This window comes from Actinomadura syzygii (assembly GCF_008085905.1).
GTDB lineage: Bacteria > Actinomycetota > Actinomycetes > Streptosporangiales > Streptosporangiaceae > Spirillospora > Spirillospora syzygii.
Map to the genome: position 1 here is coordinate 97,887 of NZ_VSFF01000017.1, position 18,273 is coordinate 116,159.

The 18,273-nt window shown below is 71.7% G+C and carries 17 protein-coding genes and 1 tRNA gene; 8 read left to right on the top strand and 10 right to left on the bottom strand.

Translation table 11 applies throughout. From position 1 onward, the window contains the following. Positions 1–79: 79 nt before the first annotated feature. From FXF65_RS38740 to FXF65_RS38750, 3 genes are read left to right on the top strand one after another with little or no spacing between them, the layout of a single operon-like run. Positions 80–1,546 (top strand): FtsK/SpoIIIE domain-containing protein, encoded by a 1,467-nt coding sequence (locus tag FXF65_RS38740; RefSeq protein WP_246199389.1) that lies wholly within the window; start codon positions 80–82, stop codon positions 1,544–1,546. After that, entirely contained in the window at positions 1,543–3,234 is a 1,692-nt protein-coding gene (locus FXF65_RS38745) for a replication initiator (RefSeq protein ID WP_342787822.1), read from the top strand. The genes FXF65_RS38740 and FXF65_RS38745 overlap by 4 nt, the downstream gene beginning before the upstream one ends. Continuing rightward, a complete protein-coding gene (locus FXF65_RS38750) occupies positions 3,234–4,391 on the top strand; it encodes a site-specific integrase (protein WP_187412759.1) in 1,158 nt (385 codons plus the stop codon). The genes FXF65_RS38745 and FXF65_RS38750 overlap by 1 nt, the downstream gene beginning before the upstream one ends. A gap of 60 nt (positions 4,392–4,451) precedes the next feature. On the opposite strand, the gene FXF65_RS38755 is transcribed toward FXF65_RS38750, so the two are convergent. From FXF65_RS38755 to FXF65_RS44255, 8 genes are all read right to left on the bottom strand, one after another. After that, positions 4,452–4,523: transfer RNA gene (locus FXF65_RS38755), tRNA-Val, on the bottom strand. Positions 4,524–4,585: 62 nt separating this feature from the next. Next, positions 4,586–6,019: an aldehyde dehydrogenase family protein gene (locus tag FXF65_RS38760; protein WP_148355335.1), complete on the bottom strand. Its 1,434-nt coding sequence runs from the start codon at positions 6,017–6,019 to the stop codon at positions 4,586–4,588. Positions 6,020–6,118: 99 nt separating this feature from the next. Next, positions 6,119–7,075: an AraC-like ligand-binding domain-containing protein gene (locus FXF65_RS38765; protein ID WP_187412760.1), complete on the bottom strand. Its 957-nt coding sequence runs from the start codon at positions 7,073–7,075 to the stop codon at positions 6,119–6,121. A gap of 85 nt (positions 7,076–7,160) precedes the next feature. Next, positions 7,161–7,556: a nuclear transport factor 2 family protein gene (locus tag FXF65_RS38770; RefSeq protein WP_148355337.1), complete on the bottom strand. Its 396-nt coding sequence runs from the start codon at positions 7,554–7,556 to the stop codon at positions 7,161–7,163. Positions 7,557–7,647: 91 nt separating this feature from the next. Then, entirely contained in the window at positions 7,648–8,817 is a 1,170-nt protein-coding gene (locus tag FXF65_RS38775) for a geranylgeranyl reductase family protein (protein ID WP_148355339.1), read from the bottom strand. 25 nt (positions 8,818–8,842) lie between these two features. After that, entirely contained in the window at positions 8,843–9,262 is a 420-nt protein-coding gene (locus FXF65_RS38780; protein ID WP_148355341.1) for a CBS domain-containing protein, read from the bottom strand. Positions 9,263–9,346: 84 nt separating this feature from the next. Further along, positions 9,347–10,282 (bottom strand): proteasome assembly chaperone family protein, encoded by a 936-nt coding sequence (locus FXF65_RS38785; protein WP_378232843.1) that lies wholly within the window; start codon positions 10,280–10,282, stop codon positions 9,347–9,349. 246 nt (positions 10,283–10,528) lie between these two features. Next, a complete protein-coding gene (locus tag FXF65_RS44255) occupies positions 10,529–10,705 on the bottom strand; it encodes a hypothetical protein (RefSeq protein WP_187412761.1) in 177 nt (58 codons plus the stop codon). A 152-nt stretch (positions 10,706–10,857) separates the two neighbouring features. Between FXF65_RS44255 and FXF65_RS38790 the strand changes: the two genes are divergently transcribed. Next, positions 10,858–12,054: a saccharopine dehydrogenase family protein gene (locus tag FXF65_RS38790; protein ID WP_148355342.1), complete on the top strand. Its 1,197-nt coding sequence runs from the start codon at positions 10,858–10,860 to the stop codon at positions 12,052–12,054. Positions 12,055–12,057: 3 nt separating this feature from the next. Here the strand turns inward: FXF65_RS38790 and FXF65_RS38795 are convergent, their stop codons facing one another. After that, entirely contained in the window at positions 12,058–13,413 is a 1,356-nt protein-coding gene (locus FXF65_RS38795; protein WP_148355343.1) for an FAD-binding oxidoreductase, read from the bottom strand. Between the two features lie 60 nt (positions 13,414–13,473). Continuing rightward, positions 13,474–14,244: an IclR family transcriptional regulator gene (locus tag FXF65_RS38800; RefSeq protein ID WP_148355354.1), complete on the bottom strand. Its 771-nt coding sequence runs from the start codon at positions 14,242–14,244 to the stop codon at positions 13,474–13,476. Positions 14,245–14,318: 74 nt separating this feature from the next. Here FXF65_RS38800 and FXF65_RS38805 point away from each other — a divergent pair, with 74 nt between their 5' ends. The 4 genes from FXF65_RS38805 to melA all read left to right on the top strand — a co-directional run bounded on the left by FXF65_RS38805 (position 14,319) and on the right by melA (position 18,266). After that, positions 14,319–15,254 (top strand): zinc-binding dehydrogenase, encoded by a 936-nt coding sequence (locus FXF65_RS38805; protein ID WP_246199403.1) that lies wholly within the window; start codon positions 14,319–14,321, stop codon positions 15,252–15,254. Positions 15,255–15,285: 31 nt separating this feature from the next. Beyond that, the gene (locus tag FXF65_RS38810) at positions 15,286–16,134 is read left to right on the top strand and encodes an MBL fold metallo-hydrolase (protein ID WP_148355358.1); all 849 of its coding nucleotides are present in this window, start codon (positions 15,286–15,288) and stop codon (positions 16,132–16,134) included. A gap of 63 nt (positions 16,135–16,197) precedes the next feature. Further along, positions 16,198–16,956, top strand: a complete 759-nt coding sequence (locus FXF65_RS38815; RefSeq protein ID WP_148355360.1) for an SDR family NAD(P)-dependent oxidoreductase — start codon at positions 16,198–16,200, stop codon at positions 16,954–16,956. Between the two features lie 11 nt (positions 16,957–16,967). Beyond that, the gene (melA, locus tag FXF65_RS38820) at positions 16,968–18,266 is read left to right on the top strand and encodes an alpha-glucosidase/alpha-galactosidase (protein WP_148355362.1); all 1,299 of its coding nucleotides are present in this window, start codon (positions 16,968–16,970) and stop codon (positions 18,264–18,266) included. Positions 18,267–18,273 lie beyond the last annotated feature (7 nt).

Here is an 18,273-nt window from a genome sequence, read left to right on the forward strand (position 1 = left end):
AAAGGTGGGGCGGCTGGAGCTGGTACCTCCGGCCGCCCCGATCTCTCCCCTGAACAGCACAAAGAAGAGGTGATCCATCATGGCATGGGAGTTCCGCAAACTCGGCCCCGGTGACAACGTCGCGGTCGAAGCCCAACGTGACCCGTTCGCGGCACCCAAGTGGGCGCCGCCGGTGTGGCACATGCCCGAAGGGCTCGTGCTCATCGTCAACCTCGTCCGCGCCCTCCTACGGACAATCGTCTTCCTCGTCCGCAACATCGTCCCCCTCTCGGTCCTGTCCGGGCTGGCCTGGCTGGGCTACCGGTTCGGGTGGCTCGTCCCCGTCCTAGTCCTGGCCCTCGTCCTCGTCGGCCTGTCCGTGTGGGTGGTGGTGGACCGTCCGGCCGTAGTCCGGTGGGTGGTCCGTCCGGCCCGGTCCTGGTGGCGGCTGGTGTCCGTCTACCGGCGCGACTGGCAACCCGTGCTCGTCACCGCCGGGCTGACCAAGACCCACAAGGGCCGCGAATACCTGCCCTCCCTCGTCCGCGTCCGGTCTGGCCCGACGTCTGATCGGGTGCTGGTCCGGATGCTCAAGGGGCAGGCTCCCGATGCCTGGGAGCGGGTCGCGGTCAACCTCGCGCACGGCTTCGGCGCAACCCTCGTCCGCGTCCGCGCCGGGGACCGTCCCGGCCGCATCTGGCTGGAATTCGTCCGCCGCGATGCCCTCGCCGAACCGATTCCCGCCCTGCCCATCCTCGCCCCGTCCGACATCGACCTGTCCGGCCTGGAGATCGGACGCCAGGAGGACGGTTCGCCGTGGCGGCTGCGGCTGCTGGGAACACACGTCCTCATCGCGGGCGCGACCGGGGCCGGGAAGGGCTCGGTCATCTGGTCCACGATCCGCGCGGTACTGCCGCTCATGCTCGGCGGGCTCGTGGAGGTCTGGGCGGTCGACCCCAAGCGCATGGAACTCAGCTTCGGGCGGGCGCTGTTCGAGCGGTACGGACGCTACAGAGACGACCCCAAGGGCGGCATGGTCGAGCTTCTCGAAGCCGCGGCCCAGGACATGAACGCCCGTGCGGAACGGTTCGCGGGCATGACCCGATCCTTCACGCCCTCGCACGAGTTCCCGTTCCGGGTGGTCGTGGTGGATGAGCTGGCGTTCCTGACCGCCTACTGCCCCGAACGCGACCTCAGAAAGCGCGCCGAATCCGCGTTGGCCGTGCTCACCTCGCAAGGCCGCTCGGTCGGGTACTGCGTGATCGGCGCTCAGCAGGACGCGCGCAAAGAGGTCAACAACCTGCGCAACCTGTTCCCCGACCGCATCGCCCTGCGCCTGGACGAAGACGAACAGGTCGACATGGTCCTCGGCGACGGGGCGCGAGACCGGGGCGCGCTGGCCGATCAGATCTCCTCCGTCCCCGACATCGGTGCGGGGGTCGGGTTCGTCCGGCTGGAGACCACCCCCGACCCGGTCAGGGTGCGCGCCGCCTACGTCTCCGATCACGACATTCGCGCCATGGTCGCGCTCGCCCTGCCCGACGTCGACGCGGAGGGGGCCGCGTGAGGCAACCCACCCTCGACGAACCCCAGACCGACACGGATGGTTCCGAATCCGGGGCGGTGGTCAAGACGCTGCCTCCGCTGGCGCGGGGCGTGCTAGAAGCGGTCGCGGTCGAGCAGGGCGTGTGCATCCGACCCGTCCCCATGCGGCGGGTCGACCTGACCACCGGAACCGGCGAAATCGTCTACGTGCCGTGCGGTCACACGCTGGCCTCGGTGTGTCCCTCGTGCGCCGAACGCAAGCGCAAACTCCGCGCCGTCCAGTGCGCCCAGGGCTGGCACCTCACCCAGGAACCGATCATCACTCGCGCTGATCCGGACGCCGAGCAACGCGCGTGGATGGAACTGCGGGCGCACGCGGCGGCGGCCCGTGATCGTGCTGGCGAAGTCGGGACGGCGGACGGGGAGGGAGCGGAGTTCTGGGACGCCGTTGTCCGCGACCTCGATCACGAGATCGAACGCTCTGGCGTGCGCGGCGGGCTCAAAACCGGTGATGAGGACAGGGGCCGGCGGACCCGGTCGACCCGGCGAAGGCAAGATGCGCCGGACCTTCCGCGCCGTCCGGTCGACTCCCGCACCGTTGGCAAGGTGTTCCGCGGCCGTGACGGCCAGACGTTCCGGCCCTCGCTGTTCCTGACCCTGACCTTGGATTCCTACGGGCGGGTGCGCTCGGACGGAACACCGGTCGACCCGGCGATCTACGACTACACGCGGGCCGCACGGGACGCCCTGCACTTCTCCAAGCTCGTGGACCGGTTCGTCCAGAACCTCCGCCGGTTCGTCGGCTACGACGTCCAATACTTCGCCACCGTCGAACCCCAACGCCGCCTCGCACCCCACCTACACATGGCCATCCGCGGCACCATCTCCCGCGCCGAACTACGCCAAGTCGTGGCGGCGACCTACCACCAAGTGTGGTGGCCCTCGACCGACCGGGTCCTCTACTCCGGGGATCGGCTGCCGGTCTGGGACGACGCGGCCGGGCCTGAGGGCGGCTACCTCGACCCGGCGACCGGCGAGGTTCTGCCCACCTGGGATGAAGCACTGGATGCCCTCGGCGCGGACGAGGACGCCGAACCCTTGCACGTGGCCCGGTTCGGGCGGCAGATCGACGCCCAAGGCGTCCTGACCGACTCCCCACAATCCCGCAAGCTGATCGGCTACCTCACCAAATACCTGGTCAAAGGCGTCGCCGAATGCCACCAGGCGCAAACCGACGCACAACGCGAACACGTCGACCGCATGGCCGAAGCCCTCCGCTACAAACCCTGCTCGCCCACGTGCGCGAACTGGCTGCGCTACGGCGTGCAGCCCAAGAACCCGCGCAAAGGCATGGCCCCGGGATTCTGCAAGGGCAAAGCCCACCGACACGAACACCTCGGCTACGGCGGCCGCCGCGTCCTGGTCTCCCGCAAGTGGTCCGGTAAGACGCTGGCCGATCACAAGGCAGACCGGAAGGCGTGGGTCTTGGCCCGGCTGGCTGAGGCAGGAATCCCCGTCGCCAATCCCGCCGACCCGAAAGCCGTGCATATCTGGGAGCGCGCTGGGCCGGGTGACCCGGACGTGAAACCGACCGCGCAACGACTCCTACTCCTCATCAACGAACGCATCCAACGGCGCCGCCAGCTCGACGCCGCGACCCACAACCCCACCCCGGAACTTTCGGCAACTGAGATCAGGGAGGCAGCCTGATGGCGAACAAGAAGGGCAAGCGTCGGTTCGGCAGTGTCCGTCAACTGCCTTCCGGGCGCTTTCAGATCAGGTATCCGGGACCGGACGGCAAAATGCGCTCCGGCGGGACGACCTACGCCACCGAGCGTGAGGCGGAGAAACAGCTTTCGCTGATCGAGGCGAAGTTACTTACGGGCGACTGGACGGACCCGAAGCGGGCCAAGGTCAAGCTGTCGGAGTACGCGGCCAAATGGATCACGGAGCGGCCAGACCTGCGCGTGCGAACAATCGAGATCTACCGGGGTCTGCTCCGGCGTCACCTCGTGCCGTATCTCGGCAATGTGCCCATCGGCAAGATCGACACGGCGGCCGTACGAGAGTGGCGGGCCGAACTGGTTAGTGTGGGCGTCGGCGCGTCCGAGGTAGCAAAGGCGTACCGCCTGCTGCGGGCCGTCCTCATGACGGCGACGGACGACCTGATCATCCCGCGCAACCCATGCCGGATCAAAGGCGCGGGGGAAGAGAAGCCGGACGAGCGGCCGGTCCTCACGGTCGCCCAGGTGTTCAAGCTGGCGAAGATGATGCCGGAGCATCTGCGCGCGCTCGTCCTCCTCGCGACGTTCGCGAGCCTCCGGTGGGGTGAGGTCGTCGCGCTGCGCCGGAAGGACATCGACCTCAACGCGCGCACGGTCACCGTCCGGCAGGCACAAGTAGAGCTGGACACGGGTGAACTGATCATCGGGCCGCCCAAGTCGCGGGCGGGCCTGCGCACGGTGGCACTCCCCCAGGCGATCATCCCCGAACTCAAGCGCCATCTCGGCAACTTCACCGGCCCCGAACCCGAAGCGCTGGTCTTCACGGGCAAGCGCGGCGGTGTCCTGCGGCGGGCCAACTTCCGGCGCGCAACCAAGTGGGGCGAGACGGTGACCGCGCTCGGCGTGCCGGACCTCCACTTTCACGACCTCCGGCATACCGGCAACACGTTCGCCGCGGAGTCCGGCGCGTCGCTCCGCGACCTCATGGAACGGATGGGCCATGACAGCGTCCGGGCGGCGATGATCTACCAGCACCGGACGGCGGGCGGTAACCGGGCGATCGCCCAAGCGATGGACGACATGATCAACGACGACCCGGACGACGAAGACGGGTCGGCGGGAGGGCTCGCGCTCGTCGGCTAATGGCACGCTAATGGCACGATGACCCCGTTTCCATGATCGGAAACGGGGTCTTTGCGCAGGTGGGCGCGGACGGTTTCGAACCGCCGACTCCTCGCTTGTAAGGCGAGTGCTCTACCCCTGAGCTACGCGCCCGCGTTGCCGGGAAAGCGTACCCGGTCGGTGGTGGCGATCGCGAAACGGTTTGGAGGGGGAGGTTACGGGAGGTGGATCCAGACCCCCTTGATCTCGGTGTAGGCGTCCAGGGCGTAGGGGCCCATCTCGCGGCCCCAGCCGCTCGACTTGTAGCCGCCCCAGGGGGCGGCGGCGTCGGGGATGGGGAGCATGTTGACGAAGATGGCGCCCGCGCGGATGTCGGCGGCGAGGCGGTGGGCCGTGGACAGGTCGCGGGTCCACAGGGACGCGGCCAGGCCGAACTCGGTGTCGTTGGCGCGGACGGCGAGCTCCTCCACGTCGTCGTAGGCGAGGACGGGCAGGACGGGCCCGAAGATCTCCTCGCGGGCGATCGTCATGTCGTCGGTGACGCCGCCGAAGACGGTGGGGGCGTAGAAGTTGCCGGGGCCGTCGCCGCGGTGGCCGCCGGTGACGAGCTCGGCGCCCTGCTTGCCGCCCGTCCGGACGAAGGAGTCGACGCGGTCGAGGTGCTCGGCGGAGACCAGGGGGCCGATCTGCGTCTCCGGGTCGAGGCCGGGGCCGACGCGGAGGCCGGACGCGGCGGCGGCGAGCTTCTCGGTGAACTCGTCGGCGCGGCGGCGGTCGACGTAGAGGCGGGTGTAGGCGGCGCAGACCTGGCCGCTGTTGAGGAGGGCGCCCTGGAGGTTGCCGGCGACGGCCTCGTCGATGTCGGCGTCCCTGGCGATGATGGAGGGCGCCTTGCCGCCGAGTTCGAGGGTGACGCGCTTGAGGTTGCTCGCGGACGACTTGACGATCTCGCGTCCGACCGTGCTGGAGCCGGTGAAGGAGATCTTGTCGACGCCGGGATGCGCGACGAGGGCGCGGCCGACGGCGGGGCCGCCGGTGAGGAGGTTGACCACGCCGGGCGGGAAGCCCGCCTCGGCACACAGCTCGACCAGCCGGACGGTGGTCAGCGGCGTCTGCTCGGCGGGCTTGATGATGACGGTGTTCCCGCAGGCGAGGGCCGGGGCCAGCTTCCAGGACGCGATCATCAGCGGGAAGTTCCACGGGGTGATCAGCGCGCAGACGCCGACGGGCTCGCGGCGGACGTAGTGCAGCGTGTCCGGGAACGAGATCGGGGAGACGGCCCCCTCCAGCTTGGTGACCCAGCCGGCGAAGTAGCGGAAGTGGTCGGCGGCGCCGTCCACGCTGACCGACTTCGCGACGCCGAGCGGCTGGCCCTGGTCGCGGGTCTCCAGCTCGGCCAGCTCGGCCGCGTTCTTCTCGATCAGCTCCGCGACGCGCCAGAGGATGCGGGCGCGCTCGTTGGGCAGCATCTTGGCCCAGGACGGCTCGTACAGCGCGGCGCGGGCGGCGTCGACCGCCTCTTCGACGTCCTGCGGTCCGGCCTCCGCGCAGGTGGCGAGGAGCTTCCCGGTGGCGGGATCGGTCGTGGTGAACTCAGCACCGTCCGCCGCGGCGGCCCACTCGCCGTTGACGTAAAGCCGGGTGTTCATTACTGGCCTCCCCCTGGTCGCGGAATGAGGCAAGTCTCGGCCGCGGCCCCCGGCGTGTCTTGTCTGTGCCGGTACGGAGCTTGCCCAAACCTGTATCGATCAGTCGCCGGAGACGGTCACCCGGTACTCGCGCGGGCTGGCGCCGTAGGCGGCCTTGAACAGGCGGCTGAAGTGCGCGGCGTCGACGAAGCCCCAGCGGGCCGCGATGGCGCTGACCGGGCGGTTCAACTGGAGGGGGTCGCGCAGGTCGCGGCGGCAGTGCTCAAGCCGCCGCTCCTTGATCCACGACGAGACGGTCGTGCCCTCCTCGCGGAACAGGTTGTACAGGTGCCTGGACGAGACGAAGTGCGCGGCGGCGATGTCGTCCGGGGACAGGTCGGGGTCGTCCAGGTGGCGTTCGATGTAGGCGCGGACGCGCAGCAGCAGGGCGCGGCGGCGCGACTCGGGGGTCGGCGCGGACATGTCCATGTGCTCGGCCAGCAGCGTGACGAGCAGGTCCGCGATGTTGTCGCCCAGCCGGACGCCGCCGTGGTCGTCCAGCTCGTCGAGCTGCTCGGCGAGCTGGACGAGGAACGCCGACAGCAGCGCCCCGACGCCCTGCCGCCCGGAGATGCGGGTGGCGGTGACCCGGGCGATGGCGTCCTCGGGCAGGTGCAGGAGGCGGCGCGGCACCATCAGGACGAGCTGCCGGTACGAGTCGTCGAACGCGAGCGTGTACGGGCGCGTCGTGTCGTAGATGGTGAAGTCGCCGGGGACGAGCGCCGCCTCCCGTCCGTCCTGGGTGAGCAGGCAGTACCCGTTGAGCTGGACGCCGATCTTGTAGTGCCCCGGGTCGGAGCGCGCGATCAGCGCGCCGGTGCGCCGCACGACGCTCGGCGTCGACGTGACCTCCGTGACCTTGAGCGCCCCGAGCTCGCGGCCGCGGATGCGGCCCTCGAAGAGCTCCGGGCGGGTCGTCTCCGCCCGGAGCGGCACGAAGGTGTCCGACACCGAGCTGCGCCAGAAGTCGAACCGCTCGGCGGCGGGCAGATCGGCTGTCCTGATGACCATGGACATGCGCGTTTCCCCAGGTGAAGCCCCACTTGCTCCGTCGTTCACATGGTGCACCCTCGGACCGGGGTCGCGCCAGTGGCAACCGTGCTCACTGCATGGCCTCGCGGACGAGATGGGTGTCGGTGAACTGCTCGAAGGCCGTGACCTTACCGTCCTTCACCCGCCACGCGTGGACGAACCGCACGCGCATCGCCTTTCCGGTCGCCCGATACGTCCCGGAGTAGTGGCCGATGGCGACGACCGTGCCGTCCTCGCCGTCGACGAGCTCGTCGGGGTCGGCGCGGAAGTTCTGCCAGTCCTGGCCGAGCCGTCCGAAGACCCCGGCCTTGATCGCGTCGACGCCGACGTAGGTTCCCGCGTAGGGGAAGCCGTCCATCTCCGTCCAGGCGATGTCGTCGGCGAAGTCGGCGACCATGCCGTCCAGGTCGCCGCGGTCGGACGCCGCGTAGTGTGCCTTGACGACGTCGTACGCCTCGCTGCTCATGTGCATCCCTCCCAGTGTCCGGCCAAGTCCAGCGGCTCGCCCCGCCCGGGATCTTGGCTGTGTCCGAACACTCCTTGTCTGTGGAAGCACACTAGGACGCGGGGGTGAGGCGCGTCAGAGCGTCGGCCAACCGGTCGGCGGCGGTGGGCCGGGCCGCGGCGGGCAGCCCGCCGACGACCTTGAGCGCGAACCGCATGAGCCACGGGTGGGACAGCCCCTGCCGGGTCGCGAGGCGCATCACGCGCGGGTCGTCGATGGCGCGGGTGAAGGCGCGGCCCAGCGTGAACGGCCCGCCGTTGGCGCGTTTCAGCGCCGCCGGATACGTCCGCAAGATCCGTTCTGGGACGGGGGCGGACGACGCCTCGACGACCACCTCGGCGGCGATGCGGGCCGCTTCGAGCGCGTAGGCGATGCCCTCGCCGTTGGACGGGTTGACCATCCCGCCCGAGTCGCCGACGAGCAGGAGTCCAGGCAGGTAGTGGGGCTGGCGGCTGAATCCCATGGGCAGGGCCGCGCCGCGCAGGGGGCCGGTGGCGCCGTCCTCGGTGAAGCCCCAGTCACGCGGGAGCGTCGCCAGCCAGCGGGCGAAGAGGCCGTGGTAGTCGGGGTGCTCGCCGCGCAGCAGGGCCACGCCGACGTTGCAGGTGCCGTCGCCCATGCCGAACACCCAGCCGTATCCGGCGGGCGCCAGGTCGAGCCAGATCTCGAGGTGGTCGTCGTCGTGCCGGGGGCTGCGGTAGTAGCGGCGGCCCGCGATGCCGATCGGACGGTCCCGGCGGGCTCGCACCCCGAGCGCTACCGACAGCCGGGACGACGCCCCGTCCGCCGCGATCACCAGCCGGGCGTGCTCGACGCCGCCGGCGGTCCGGACGCCGGTCACCCGTCCGTCGGCGTGGACCGGGCCGGTGACCTTGGTGTTCTCGCGCAGCGTCGCGCCCGCGGCGGCGGCGTGCCGGGCGAGCTGCTCGTCGAGGCCCGTACGGGTGCGGGTGAGGCCGTGGCCGTCCGGCCAGGGGATCTCCAGGCGGCGGCCCGCGCCGACGAGCCGGATGCCCTTGTTGGGGAACCAGCCGGGCCCGGCGAGGTCGAGGCCGAGGGCGCGCAGTTCGTGGACGGCGCGCGGGGTGAGCCCGTCCCCGCAGACCTTCTCGCGCGGGAAGGACGACTTCTCCAGGACGAGCACGTCCAGGCCGGACCCCGCGAGGTGGCGGGCGACGGCGGATCCGGCGGGCCCGGCGCCCACGACGATGACGTCCCGCATCACACCTCGCGAGCGGCGCGCGGGGTCACCGGTTCGGCGGTTCGGCGCTGATGTCGGCGAGCGCCGAGCGCTCGTCGCGCTGGACGGCGAGGTCCCCGATCGACACCATCCCGATCGGGTGGCCGCCGTCCACGACCGGGACGCGGCGGACGGCGTGCCGGCGCATCAGCAGGACGGCGGCGTCCGCGTCGGCGTCCGGCGCGATCGTGACCATGTCGGTGCTGCAGATGTCCGCGACGGTCGTGGCGGACACGTCGCGGTCGACGGCGACGGCGCGGACCACGATGTCGCGGTCGGTGACCAGGCCGCGCAGCCGTCCCTCCTGGACGACCAGGACGTCGCCGATGCCGTGCTGGCGCATGAGGTCCCCGGCCCGGGTCAGGGACGTGTCCGGCGGCACCGCGACGGGTACCGGGGTCATCACCTCGTTGACCTTCTGGGGCATGAGCGAGCCTCCCCTCTCAATGGCTCGCCTACCCGGCGTCGGGCCGGATATGTCCGTGCGGCCGACGCGGTGGGGAGAGGGCGGCTAGCCCTGGGAGTCGGGTCCGTCCTGTTCGGCGAGGAAGCGCTCGAACTGGGCGCCGAGCTCGTCGGCGGTGGGCATGTCCTGCGACTCCGCGAGGAGGCTGTCGCGCGCGGCGGCCCCGGCGAAGGCGTCGTACTGCTGCTCCAGCGCCCGGACGACCTTCTCCACCTCGTCGTTGCCGTCCACCTGCTCGGCGATGTCGGCGTCGGTCGCGGAGGCCGCCTCGCGGAGCCGCTCGACCGGCAGGTCCAGCCCGGTCGCGTCGATGACCCCCTCCAGCGCCGCGACGGCGGCGGCCGGGTACGCGGACTGCGCGAGGTAGTGCGGGACGTGCACCGCGAGCCCCACCGCGTCGTGCCCCGCCTCGCCGAGCCGCAGTTCGAGCAGCCCGGCGGCGCTGCCCGGGACCTGCACCTTGTCGAACCAGGAGTTCCGGGTGACCAGTTCGGGCCGCGTCGCGTGCGCGGTGATGCCGACCGGACGGGTGTGCGGGACGCCCATCGGGATGCCGTGGAACCCGACGACCAGCCCCACGCCGAGCCGCTCGACCAGGTGCAGGACGGAAGACGTGAACCCTTCCCAGAGCCGGTCGGGCTCCGGCCCGGAGAGCATGAGGAACGGGCTGCCCGCCTCGTCCCGGAGCAGCCGGACGACCAGCTCCGGCGCCTCGTAGGACGCCCAGTGGTCGCGGTCGAAGGTCATCGGCGGGCGGCGGGCCCGGTAGTCGATCAGCGAGTCGACGTCGAAGCGGGCGACGACACGGTGCTCCAGCGCCTCCAGGAGGTGCTCGCGCACGAGCTGCCCGGTGGACCCCGCGTCCACGAAGCCGTCGAGGCTGTGCAGCAGCACCGGACCCGTCAGCTCTGGCAGGTCGGTGTCGAGCTCGTACAGATCCTCAGGGTTAAGCAACGTCTCCCCCATCTCCGTGTCCAACATCCACAGTACTCATTCCGGGCCCGTCGCCGTCGGGCCCCGGGACCGTCCCGCCGGGCTCCGCGAACATGCCGCGAAGCCCGGTGGTCAAGGGTGTCGGATAACACTCGCCCGGCTTGAAAGCTTCCGCGCGGAGGGGTGATCAGGGGCGACGGCGCGACCGAGTCGCCCCGTCTGTTCTCCATTACCTGGAGGAGAACTTGGATTGCCTCCAGGCCACAGTCGCCGGGACCGTCCGGTCGGGACGATCTAGGGGAGGCTCCACAGCGAGACCGACAGCAGGCCCAGGCTGACGGCGATGAGCAGCATCGCGGTGGAGCGTCCGCCCTCGCCGCCGGAGACGCCCCGCCCCCGCGTCAGGAGGAAGGCGAAGCACGCGAGGAAGCCCGCCGCGACGACGTCCATCGCCACTGCGAGCGCGGTCACGGCACCACCTTTTTCTTCGTCTGAGCAAACCCTAGAGGAGTGCGGACGATCACACCGCAGCCAGCCGACCGCCGCGTCCAGCCGCGTCGGCGTGCGCGTCCCGGCCCCGACACGACAGAATCAGATTCGGAACTGCGAAAGGGAGGACGCGCATGACCGCCGACCGATCGTCCCGTCCCGGGCGCCCGTACGACGTCGTGCTGTTCGGCGCGACCGGGTTCACCGGGGCCCTGACCGCCGAGTACCTCGCCGGGCGCGCGGGGCCCGAGACGCGCTGGGCCCTGGCCGGACGCGACGAGGCCAAGCTCGCGGCCGTCCGCGAAAGGCTGGCCGAGCTGAACCCTGCCTGCGCCGACCTCCCCCTGCTGCACGCCGACATCGCCGAACCCGCCTCGATCGAGAAGCTCGCGTACGCGGCGCGGGTCGTCATCACGACGGTCGGCCCGTACTCGAAATACGGCGAACCCCTGGTCGCGGCGTGCGCGCGCGCCGGGACCGACTACGTCGACCTGACGGGCGAGCCCACGTTCGTCGACCGCATGTACGTGAAGTACCACGAGGAGGCGGTGCGGAGCGGCGCGCGGATCGTCCACGCCTGCGGGTTCGACTCGATCCCGCACGATCTGGGCGTCTACTTCACGGTCAAGCATCTGCCGGAGGGCGTCCCGCTGCGCGTCGAAGGGTTCGTCCGGGGGCGCGTCTCGCCGTCCGGCGGCACCTGGCACTCGGTCATCGACGTCGTCTCCGACACGGCGGGCATGCGGCGCGCGGAGAAGGAGCGCGCGCAGATCGAGCAGAAGCCCAGGGGCCGGACGGTGCGGATCTCCCGCCGTCCGATCCCGCGCACCCGCGTCGGCGGCGGCTGGACGCTCCCGATGCCCACCCTGGACCCGCAGATCGTCGTCCGCTCGGCCGCCGCGCTCGACCGGTACGGACCCGACTTCAGCTACGGCCACTACGTCGCCGTGAAGCGCCTGGCGGGCGCCGCCGCGCTCGCCGCCGGAGCGCCCGTGCTGGTCGGGCTCGCGCTGCTCCCGCCGACCCGGTCGCTGCTGCGGCGCCTGCGCGCCCCCGGCGACGGCCCGTCCGCGCGGGAGCGGGAGCGGAGCTGGTTCAGCGTGACGTTCGTCGGCGAGGGCGGCGGCGCGCGGGTCGTCACCGAGGTCGCGGGCGGCGACCCCGGCTACGGCGAGACGGCCAAGATGCTCGCCGAGTCGGCGCTGTGCCTCGCCCACGACGACCTCCCTGACACGTCCGGGCAGGTCACGACGGCCGCCGCCATGGGCGACGCGCTCGTCGAGCGGCTGGTCAAGGCGGGCATCACATTCCGCGTCCGCCAAGGCGGATGACGATCAGATCGCCTTGCCCGGGTTCATCAGCCCATCGGGGTCGAGGGCCTGCTTGATCTGCCGCTGGACGTCCCGGACGCCGGGCTCCAGCTCGCCGTCCAGCCACGGCCGCTTCAGCACGCCGACGCCGTGCTCGCCGGTCAGCGTGCCGCCGAGCTCGATCGCGGCGGTGAACACCTCGTCCGCGGCGGCCTGGACGTCGGGCGGCGGCTCGGTCAGCCCGCGCTCGAAGATGAACACCGGGTGGAGGTTGCCGTCGCCCGCGTGCGCGACCGTCAGGATAGTGACGCCGTGCCGCTCGGCCGCGCGCTCGACGCGGCCGACCATCTCCGGGAGCCGGGAGCGGGGCACGCACACGTCCTCGACCAGGCAGTTCCCGAGCCGCTCGGCGGACGGGTGGGCGAGCCGCCGGATCTCCAGCAGCGCGGCGGCCTCGGCCTCGTCGGTGGACATCGCGGCGAAGTCGGCGCCCGCGTCCTCGCAGTGCCGGAGCAGCTCCTCGGCCGGGCACTCGGGCCCGTCCGTCTGCGTGATGATCATGGCGGCGGTGTCGGTGTCGAGGTCGATGCGGCGCCAGTCGTCGATCGCGCGCAGCATCGCCCGGTCGATCAGCTCCAGCAGGCTGGGCCGCAGGCCCGCGCCCATGATCGACGCGGCGGCGGCGCCCGCCGCGGAGACCGACCCGAACGTGGCGAGGACGGTCACCGGCGGGCCCACCGGCGCGGGGCGCAGCCGGACGGTCGCCGACGTGATCACCCCGAGCGTCCCCTCCGAGCCGACGAACAGGCCGGTGAGGTCGTAGCCGGTGACGCGCTTGACCGTCCGCCCGCCGGTCTGGATCACCCGCCCGTCCGCGAGGACGACCTCGAGGCCGAGCGCCGAGTCGCGCGTCACCCCGTACTTCACGCAGCGCAGCCCGCCCGCGTTGGTGGCGAGGTTCCCGCCGATGGTGGAGATCTCGTGGCTGGACGGGTCGGGCGCGTACATCAGGCCGTGCTCGCGGGCCGCCCGGTCGAGGTCGGCGGTGATCACGCCGGGCTCGACGACGGCCAACTGGTCCGCCGGCGCCAGCTCGCGGATCGCGGTCATCCGCGCGAGCGACAGCACCAGGCAGCCGTCGGTCGCGGTGGCCCCGCCCGCGAGGCCGGTCCCGCCGCCGCGTGGCACGATGGGGACGCGGTGCTCGGCCGCCCAGCGCACGGCGGTGACCACGTCGGAGGTGTCGCGGGCGAGCACCACGGCGAGCGGCTCGCCCGGCACCGCGTAGGTCTGGTCGCGGCTGTGGGCGTCCATCGCGTCCGGGTCGGCGATGACCCGGCCGGAGGGGAGCCGGTCGGCGAGCGCGGCGACAGCGTCCATCCAGCGAACATCCTTTCCGTATTATGGAAGGCTATTTCGCATTATAGACTCTGTCCAAGTTCAACCTGCGGGGCGGTCCAGCTCCTCGGCGAGGACGGCCTGCAGCCGCACCGCCACCTCGGTCAGCCGCCCCTTCGGGAAGCGGTCCTTGGGCGCGGTCACGCTGACCCCCGCGGACGGGACGCCCCGCCCGAGGAACACCGGGACGGCCGCGCACCGCACGCCCTCCTCGTTCTCCTCCAGGTCGAGGGCGTAGCCGCGCTCGCGGATCGCGGCCATCTCCTCGGCCAGCCGGGCCGGGGACGTGATCGTGTTGCGGGTGACGGCGCGCAGGTCCTGGGTGGAGGCCCACAGCTTGATCGCCTCGTCGGTGGGGTAGGTCCAGGCGAGCAGCGCCTTGCCGACGCCGGTGCAGTGCGCGGGGTTCCGCCCGCCGATGACCGAGGTCATCGTGATGGGGTGGATGGCCTCGACCTTGTCGACGTAGACGATCTCGGGGCCGTCCAGGACGGCCATGTGCGTGGTCTCGTTCAGCTCCTCGCGCAGCCGCAGCAGCACCGGATGGACGAGCGAGCGCAGGTCGATCCGGTCGTAGAAGCGGAAGGCCGCGGCGAGCAGCTCCGAGCCGAGGAAGTACGGGCCGTTCGGCTCCGGCTGCGAGGCGAAGCCGCGGTGCCGGAGCGCGCCGAGGAGCCGGTGCAGGGAGCTGCGCGGGATGCCGGAGCGGACGGCGAGGTCCTCCAGGGTCACGCCGCGCCCGCTCTCGGAGAGCAACTGAATGATGCGCAGCGCCCGGTCGACGCTGGCGACCGGCGACTCTTTGGTGCTCATACGCCCCTCTTCCGGATTTCCATGATACGGAATGATAGCCCACAATACGGATGCCCTGCTACATTCGCCGCGTGATGAAGGCACTCGTATTCACCGCACCGAGTGTGGTGGAACTCCAGGACATCGACGAGCCGTCCGTGCGATCCGGGGAGACCCTCGTCGCGGTGGCCGCCGCCGGGATCTGCGGGAGCGAGCTGCACGGCGTCCGGACACCCGGGTTCCGCACGCCGCCGCTCGTGATGGGACACGAGTTCGCCGGCACCCTGCCGGACGGCCGGCGCGTCGTCGTGAACCCGATCCTCTCCTGCGGAGTCTGCGACCTCTGCGGGCGTGGGCAGCGCCAGCTCTGCCGCGAGCGGGCGCTGATCGGCGTGCACCGGCCCGGCGGGTTCGCCGAGCGGGTCGCCGTGCCGGCGTCGGCCGTCCACCAGCTGCCGGACGGCATGCCGTGGACGGCCGCCGGCCTGATCGAGCCGATCGCCTACGCCCTGCACAGCTGGAACGTCGCCGGGGGCCCGGACGGCGCGCGGATCGGCGTGATCGGCTGCGGCACGATCGGGCTGCTCTGCGTGCAGCTCGCGCGGCTGCGCGGCGCCGCGTCGGTCGTCGCGGCGGACGTGTCGCCGCGGCGGGCGGCGATCGCGGCCCGGCTCGGCGCGGACGCCGCTGGCCCCGCGCTGACCGGCGAGTTCGACGTCGTCTTCGACGCGGTCGGCCTCCCGGCGACGCGGGCCGACGCGCTGGCCCGGCTGCGTCCCGGCGGGATCGCGGTCGCGCTCGGGCTGGCGAGCGCCGACCCCGGCTTCGACGCGGCCGACCTCGTCCGGGCGGAGAAGCGGCTGCTCGGCTCGTTCGGCTACACCGCCGCCGAGTTCGCCGCCGCCACGGACATCGCCGCCGAATGCGACCTGAGCTGGGTGGACACGTTCCCCCTCGCGGACGGGGCGCGCGTCTTCACCGAGCTGATGAACGGCGGTACGGAGCCCGTCAAGGCGCTCCTCACCCCCTGAAGAGGCGAGAGAGGCGAGAAGGGAGACGGTCATGAACGTCAGCGCGGGTTTCCGGGAGCTGTCCGTGCCGTCCGGCATGGTCGGCGTCTGCGCCCTGGGCCAGGCCGGGTTCCTGCTCAAGGGCGCCGACGGGACGGTCGTCGCCGTCGACCCCTACCTGTCCGACCGGCTGGCCGAGGAGTCGGAGTTCGGCCCGCCGGGACGGTGGGCGCGCAGGTTCCCGCCCCCGTTCCCGCCGGGCGAGCTGGACGCCGACGTCGTCCTCGTCACGCACGAGCACGCCGACCACTTCGACCCGCACACGCTCGGGCCCGCGCTCGCGCGCACGCGGTTCACGGTGGTCGCGCCGCCCGCCCTGCGCGACGAGGTCGCCGCGCTCGGCGCGCCCTTCGAGCCCGCGCACGCGGGGCGGCCCCTTGAACTGGGCGGCGTCCGCGTGCATCCGATCCCGGCCGCGCACTCCCCCGAGTACACCGGCCCGGACTGCTACGACGTGATGGTCCAGGACGGCGCGCACCGCTTCCTCGGCTACGTCGTCGAGCTCCAGGAGGGCGTGTCGGTGTACCACGCGGGCGACACCGTCCTGCATCCGGAGATCGACCGGGCGCTGGACGGCCTGCGCCCGCGCGTCGCGCTGCTGCCGGTGAACGGCCGCGACCGGATCCGCGAGGAGCTCGGCATCGTCGGGAACCTGACCGTCCGGGAGGCGGCGCACCTGGCGGCGGCGGCCGACGCGCGCTGGCTCGTCCCGAGCCACCACGACCTGTTCGCCGTCAACGCCGAGTCCGTCACCACGTTCGTCGACACGCTCGACCGCCGGTTCCCCGACCAGGAGTACCTCGTGCCGAAGGTCGGCCGGCCGGTCGTGCTCGGAGTCTGAGAGAGGTCCGTCCATGCACACGTCCACGTCCACCCCGACCGGCGGCCGCGGGAGGTGGCGGCCATGCGCGGGCTGATCGGCAAGAACGTCCTGATCACGGGCGGCACCAGCGGGATCGGGGAGGCCGCCGCGCAGCGGTTCCTGCAGGAGGGCGCCCGGGTCTTCGTCTGCGGGCTCGACCGTGTCGAGGAGGTCGTCGCCGAGCTCGGGGCCCTCGGCGAGATCTCCGGCACGGTCTGCGACGTCTCCCGCGAGGACGACGTCGCGCGCCTGGTCGCCGAGGCCGACGCGGCGCTCGGCGGGATCGACGTCCTGCTCAACAACGCCGGGACGTCCTGGCGCGAGCCGTTCCTGAAGATCACCCCGGCGCACTGGGACACGATCATCGCGGTGAACCTGCGCGGCATGTTCCTCGTCGGGCAGGCGGTCAGCAGGCACATGGTCGAGCGCGGCACCCGCGGCTCGATCGTCAACATGGCCTCCACGAACGCGCTCGGCGGCGAGGAGGACTACGCGCACTACAACGCGTCCAAGGGCGGGGTCCTCCAGCTCACGCGGACGATGGCGGTCGAGCTCGGCCGGTACGGCGTCCGCGTCAACGCGGTCTGCCCCGGCTACATCCGCACCCCGCTGAACGCGTCGATCGAGGCGAGCCTCGACCCCGGGTTCGTGGCCGCCTACCAGCGCGACCACATCCCGCTCGGCCGCGCCGGGCAGGCCGCGGAGGTCGCGTCCGCCTACGCGTTCCTCGCCTCGGACGAGGCGTCCTTCGTCCACGGAGCCGAGCTGGTCGTCGACGGCGGCCAGCTCGCGATCATGTAAGGGAAAGAGCAGTGGCACGCATCGTCTTCATCGGCGCCGGGAGCGTCGAGTTCACCAAGAACGTCCTGTCCGACATCCTGACGCTGCCGGGGCTCGGCGGCTCGACGCTCGTCCTGCACGACATCGACGCCGACCGGCTCGCTACGGCCGAGGCGATGGCGCACCGCATGGTCGCCCAGCGCGGGCTGCCCGCCAAGGTCGAGGCGCACGCTAACCGGCGCGCCGCGGTCGCGGGCGCGGACTACGTGATCAACGAGATCGCGGTCGGCGGTTTCGCCGCGACCCGGATCGACTTCGAGGTCCCGGCCAGGCACGGGCTGCGCCAGACGATCGCCGACACGCTCGGCATCGGCGGGATCTTCCGCGCGCTGCGCACGATCCCGGTCATGACGGCGCTCGGCGACGACCTCGCCGAGCTGGCCCCGGACGCCCTGCTGCTCAACTACACCAACCCGATGACGATGATCCCGAGGGCGGTGTGGGAGGGGACGTCCTTCCGCAACGTCGTCGGCATCTGCCATTCGGTGCGCGACACGCAGGCGCGGCTCGCGGAGCTGGTCGGCGTCCCCGTGGACGAGACGGCGTTCGTCACCGCCGGAGTCAACCACCAGGCGTTCGTGCTGAGATTCGAGCACGAGGGACGCGACATGTACCCGCGCCTGGCCGAGGTGGTCGCGGCGGATCCGAAGCTGCGGAACACGGTCCGGGCCGAGGTGTTCACCCGGTTCGGCCACTTCCCGACCGAGTCGAGCGTGCACGGCTCGGAGTACCTGCCGTGGTTCCTGCGGCACGACGACCAGGTGGAGAAGTTCGGCATCCACGTCGGCGCCTACCTGGAGTGGTCGGAGGAGAACCTCGCGTCCTACGAGGAGACGCGCCGCAAGCTCGCGGCGGGCGAGGACGTCGAGATCGAGCCGATGTCGGAGCTGGCCTCGGAGATCATCCACTCGATCGAGACGGGCGAGCGGCGGATCGTGCACGGCAACGTGCGCAACGACGGGTTGATCACTAACCTGCCGTCGGACGCGTGCGTGGAGGTGCCGTGCGTGGTGGACCGGGCGGGCGTACAGCCGACGCGGATCGGCGCCGTGCCGCCGCAGCTCGCCGCGCTGAACCGGACGTTCCTGAACGTGGGCGAGCTGACCGTCCGGGCAGCGCTGGAGGGCAGCCGCGAGCACGTGTACCACGCGGCGATGCTCGACCCGAACGCCGCCGCGACCCTGACCCTCGCCCAGATCCACGACCTGGTCGACGACATGATCGAGGCGCACGGCGACGCGCTCCCCGACGGCATCCGCCGCGCGCGCTGAGGAGACT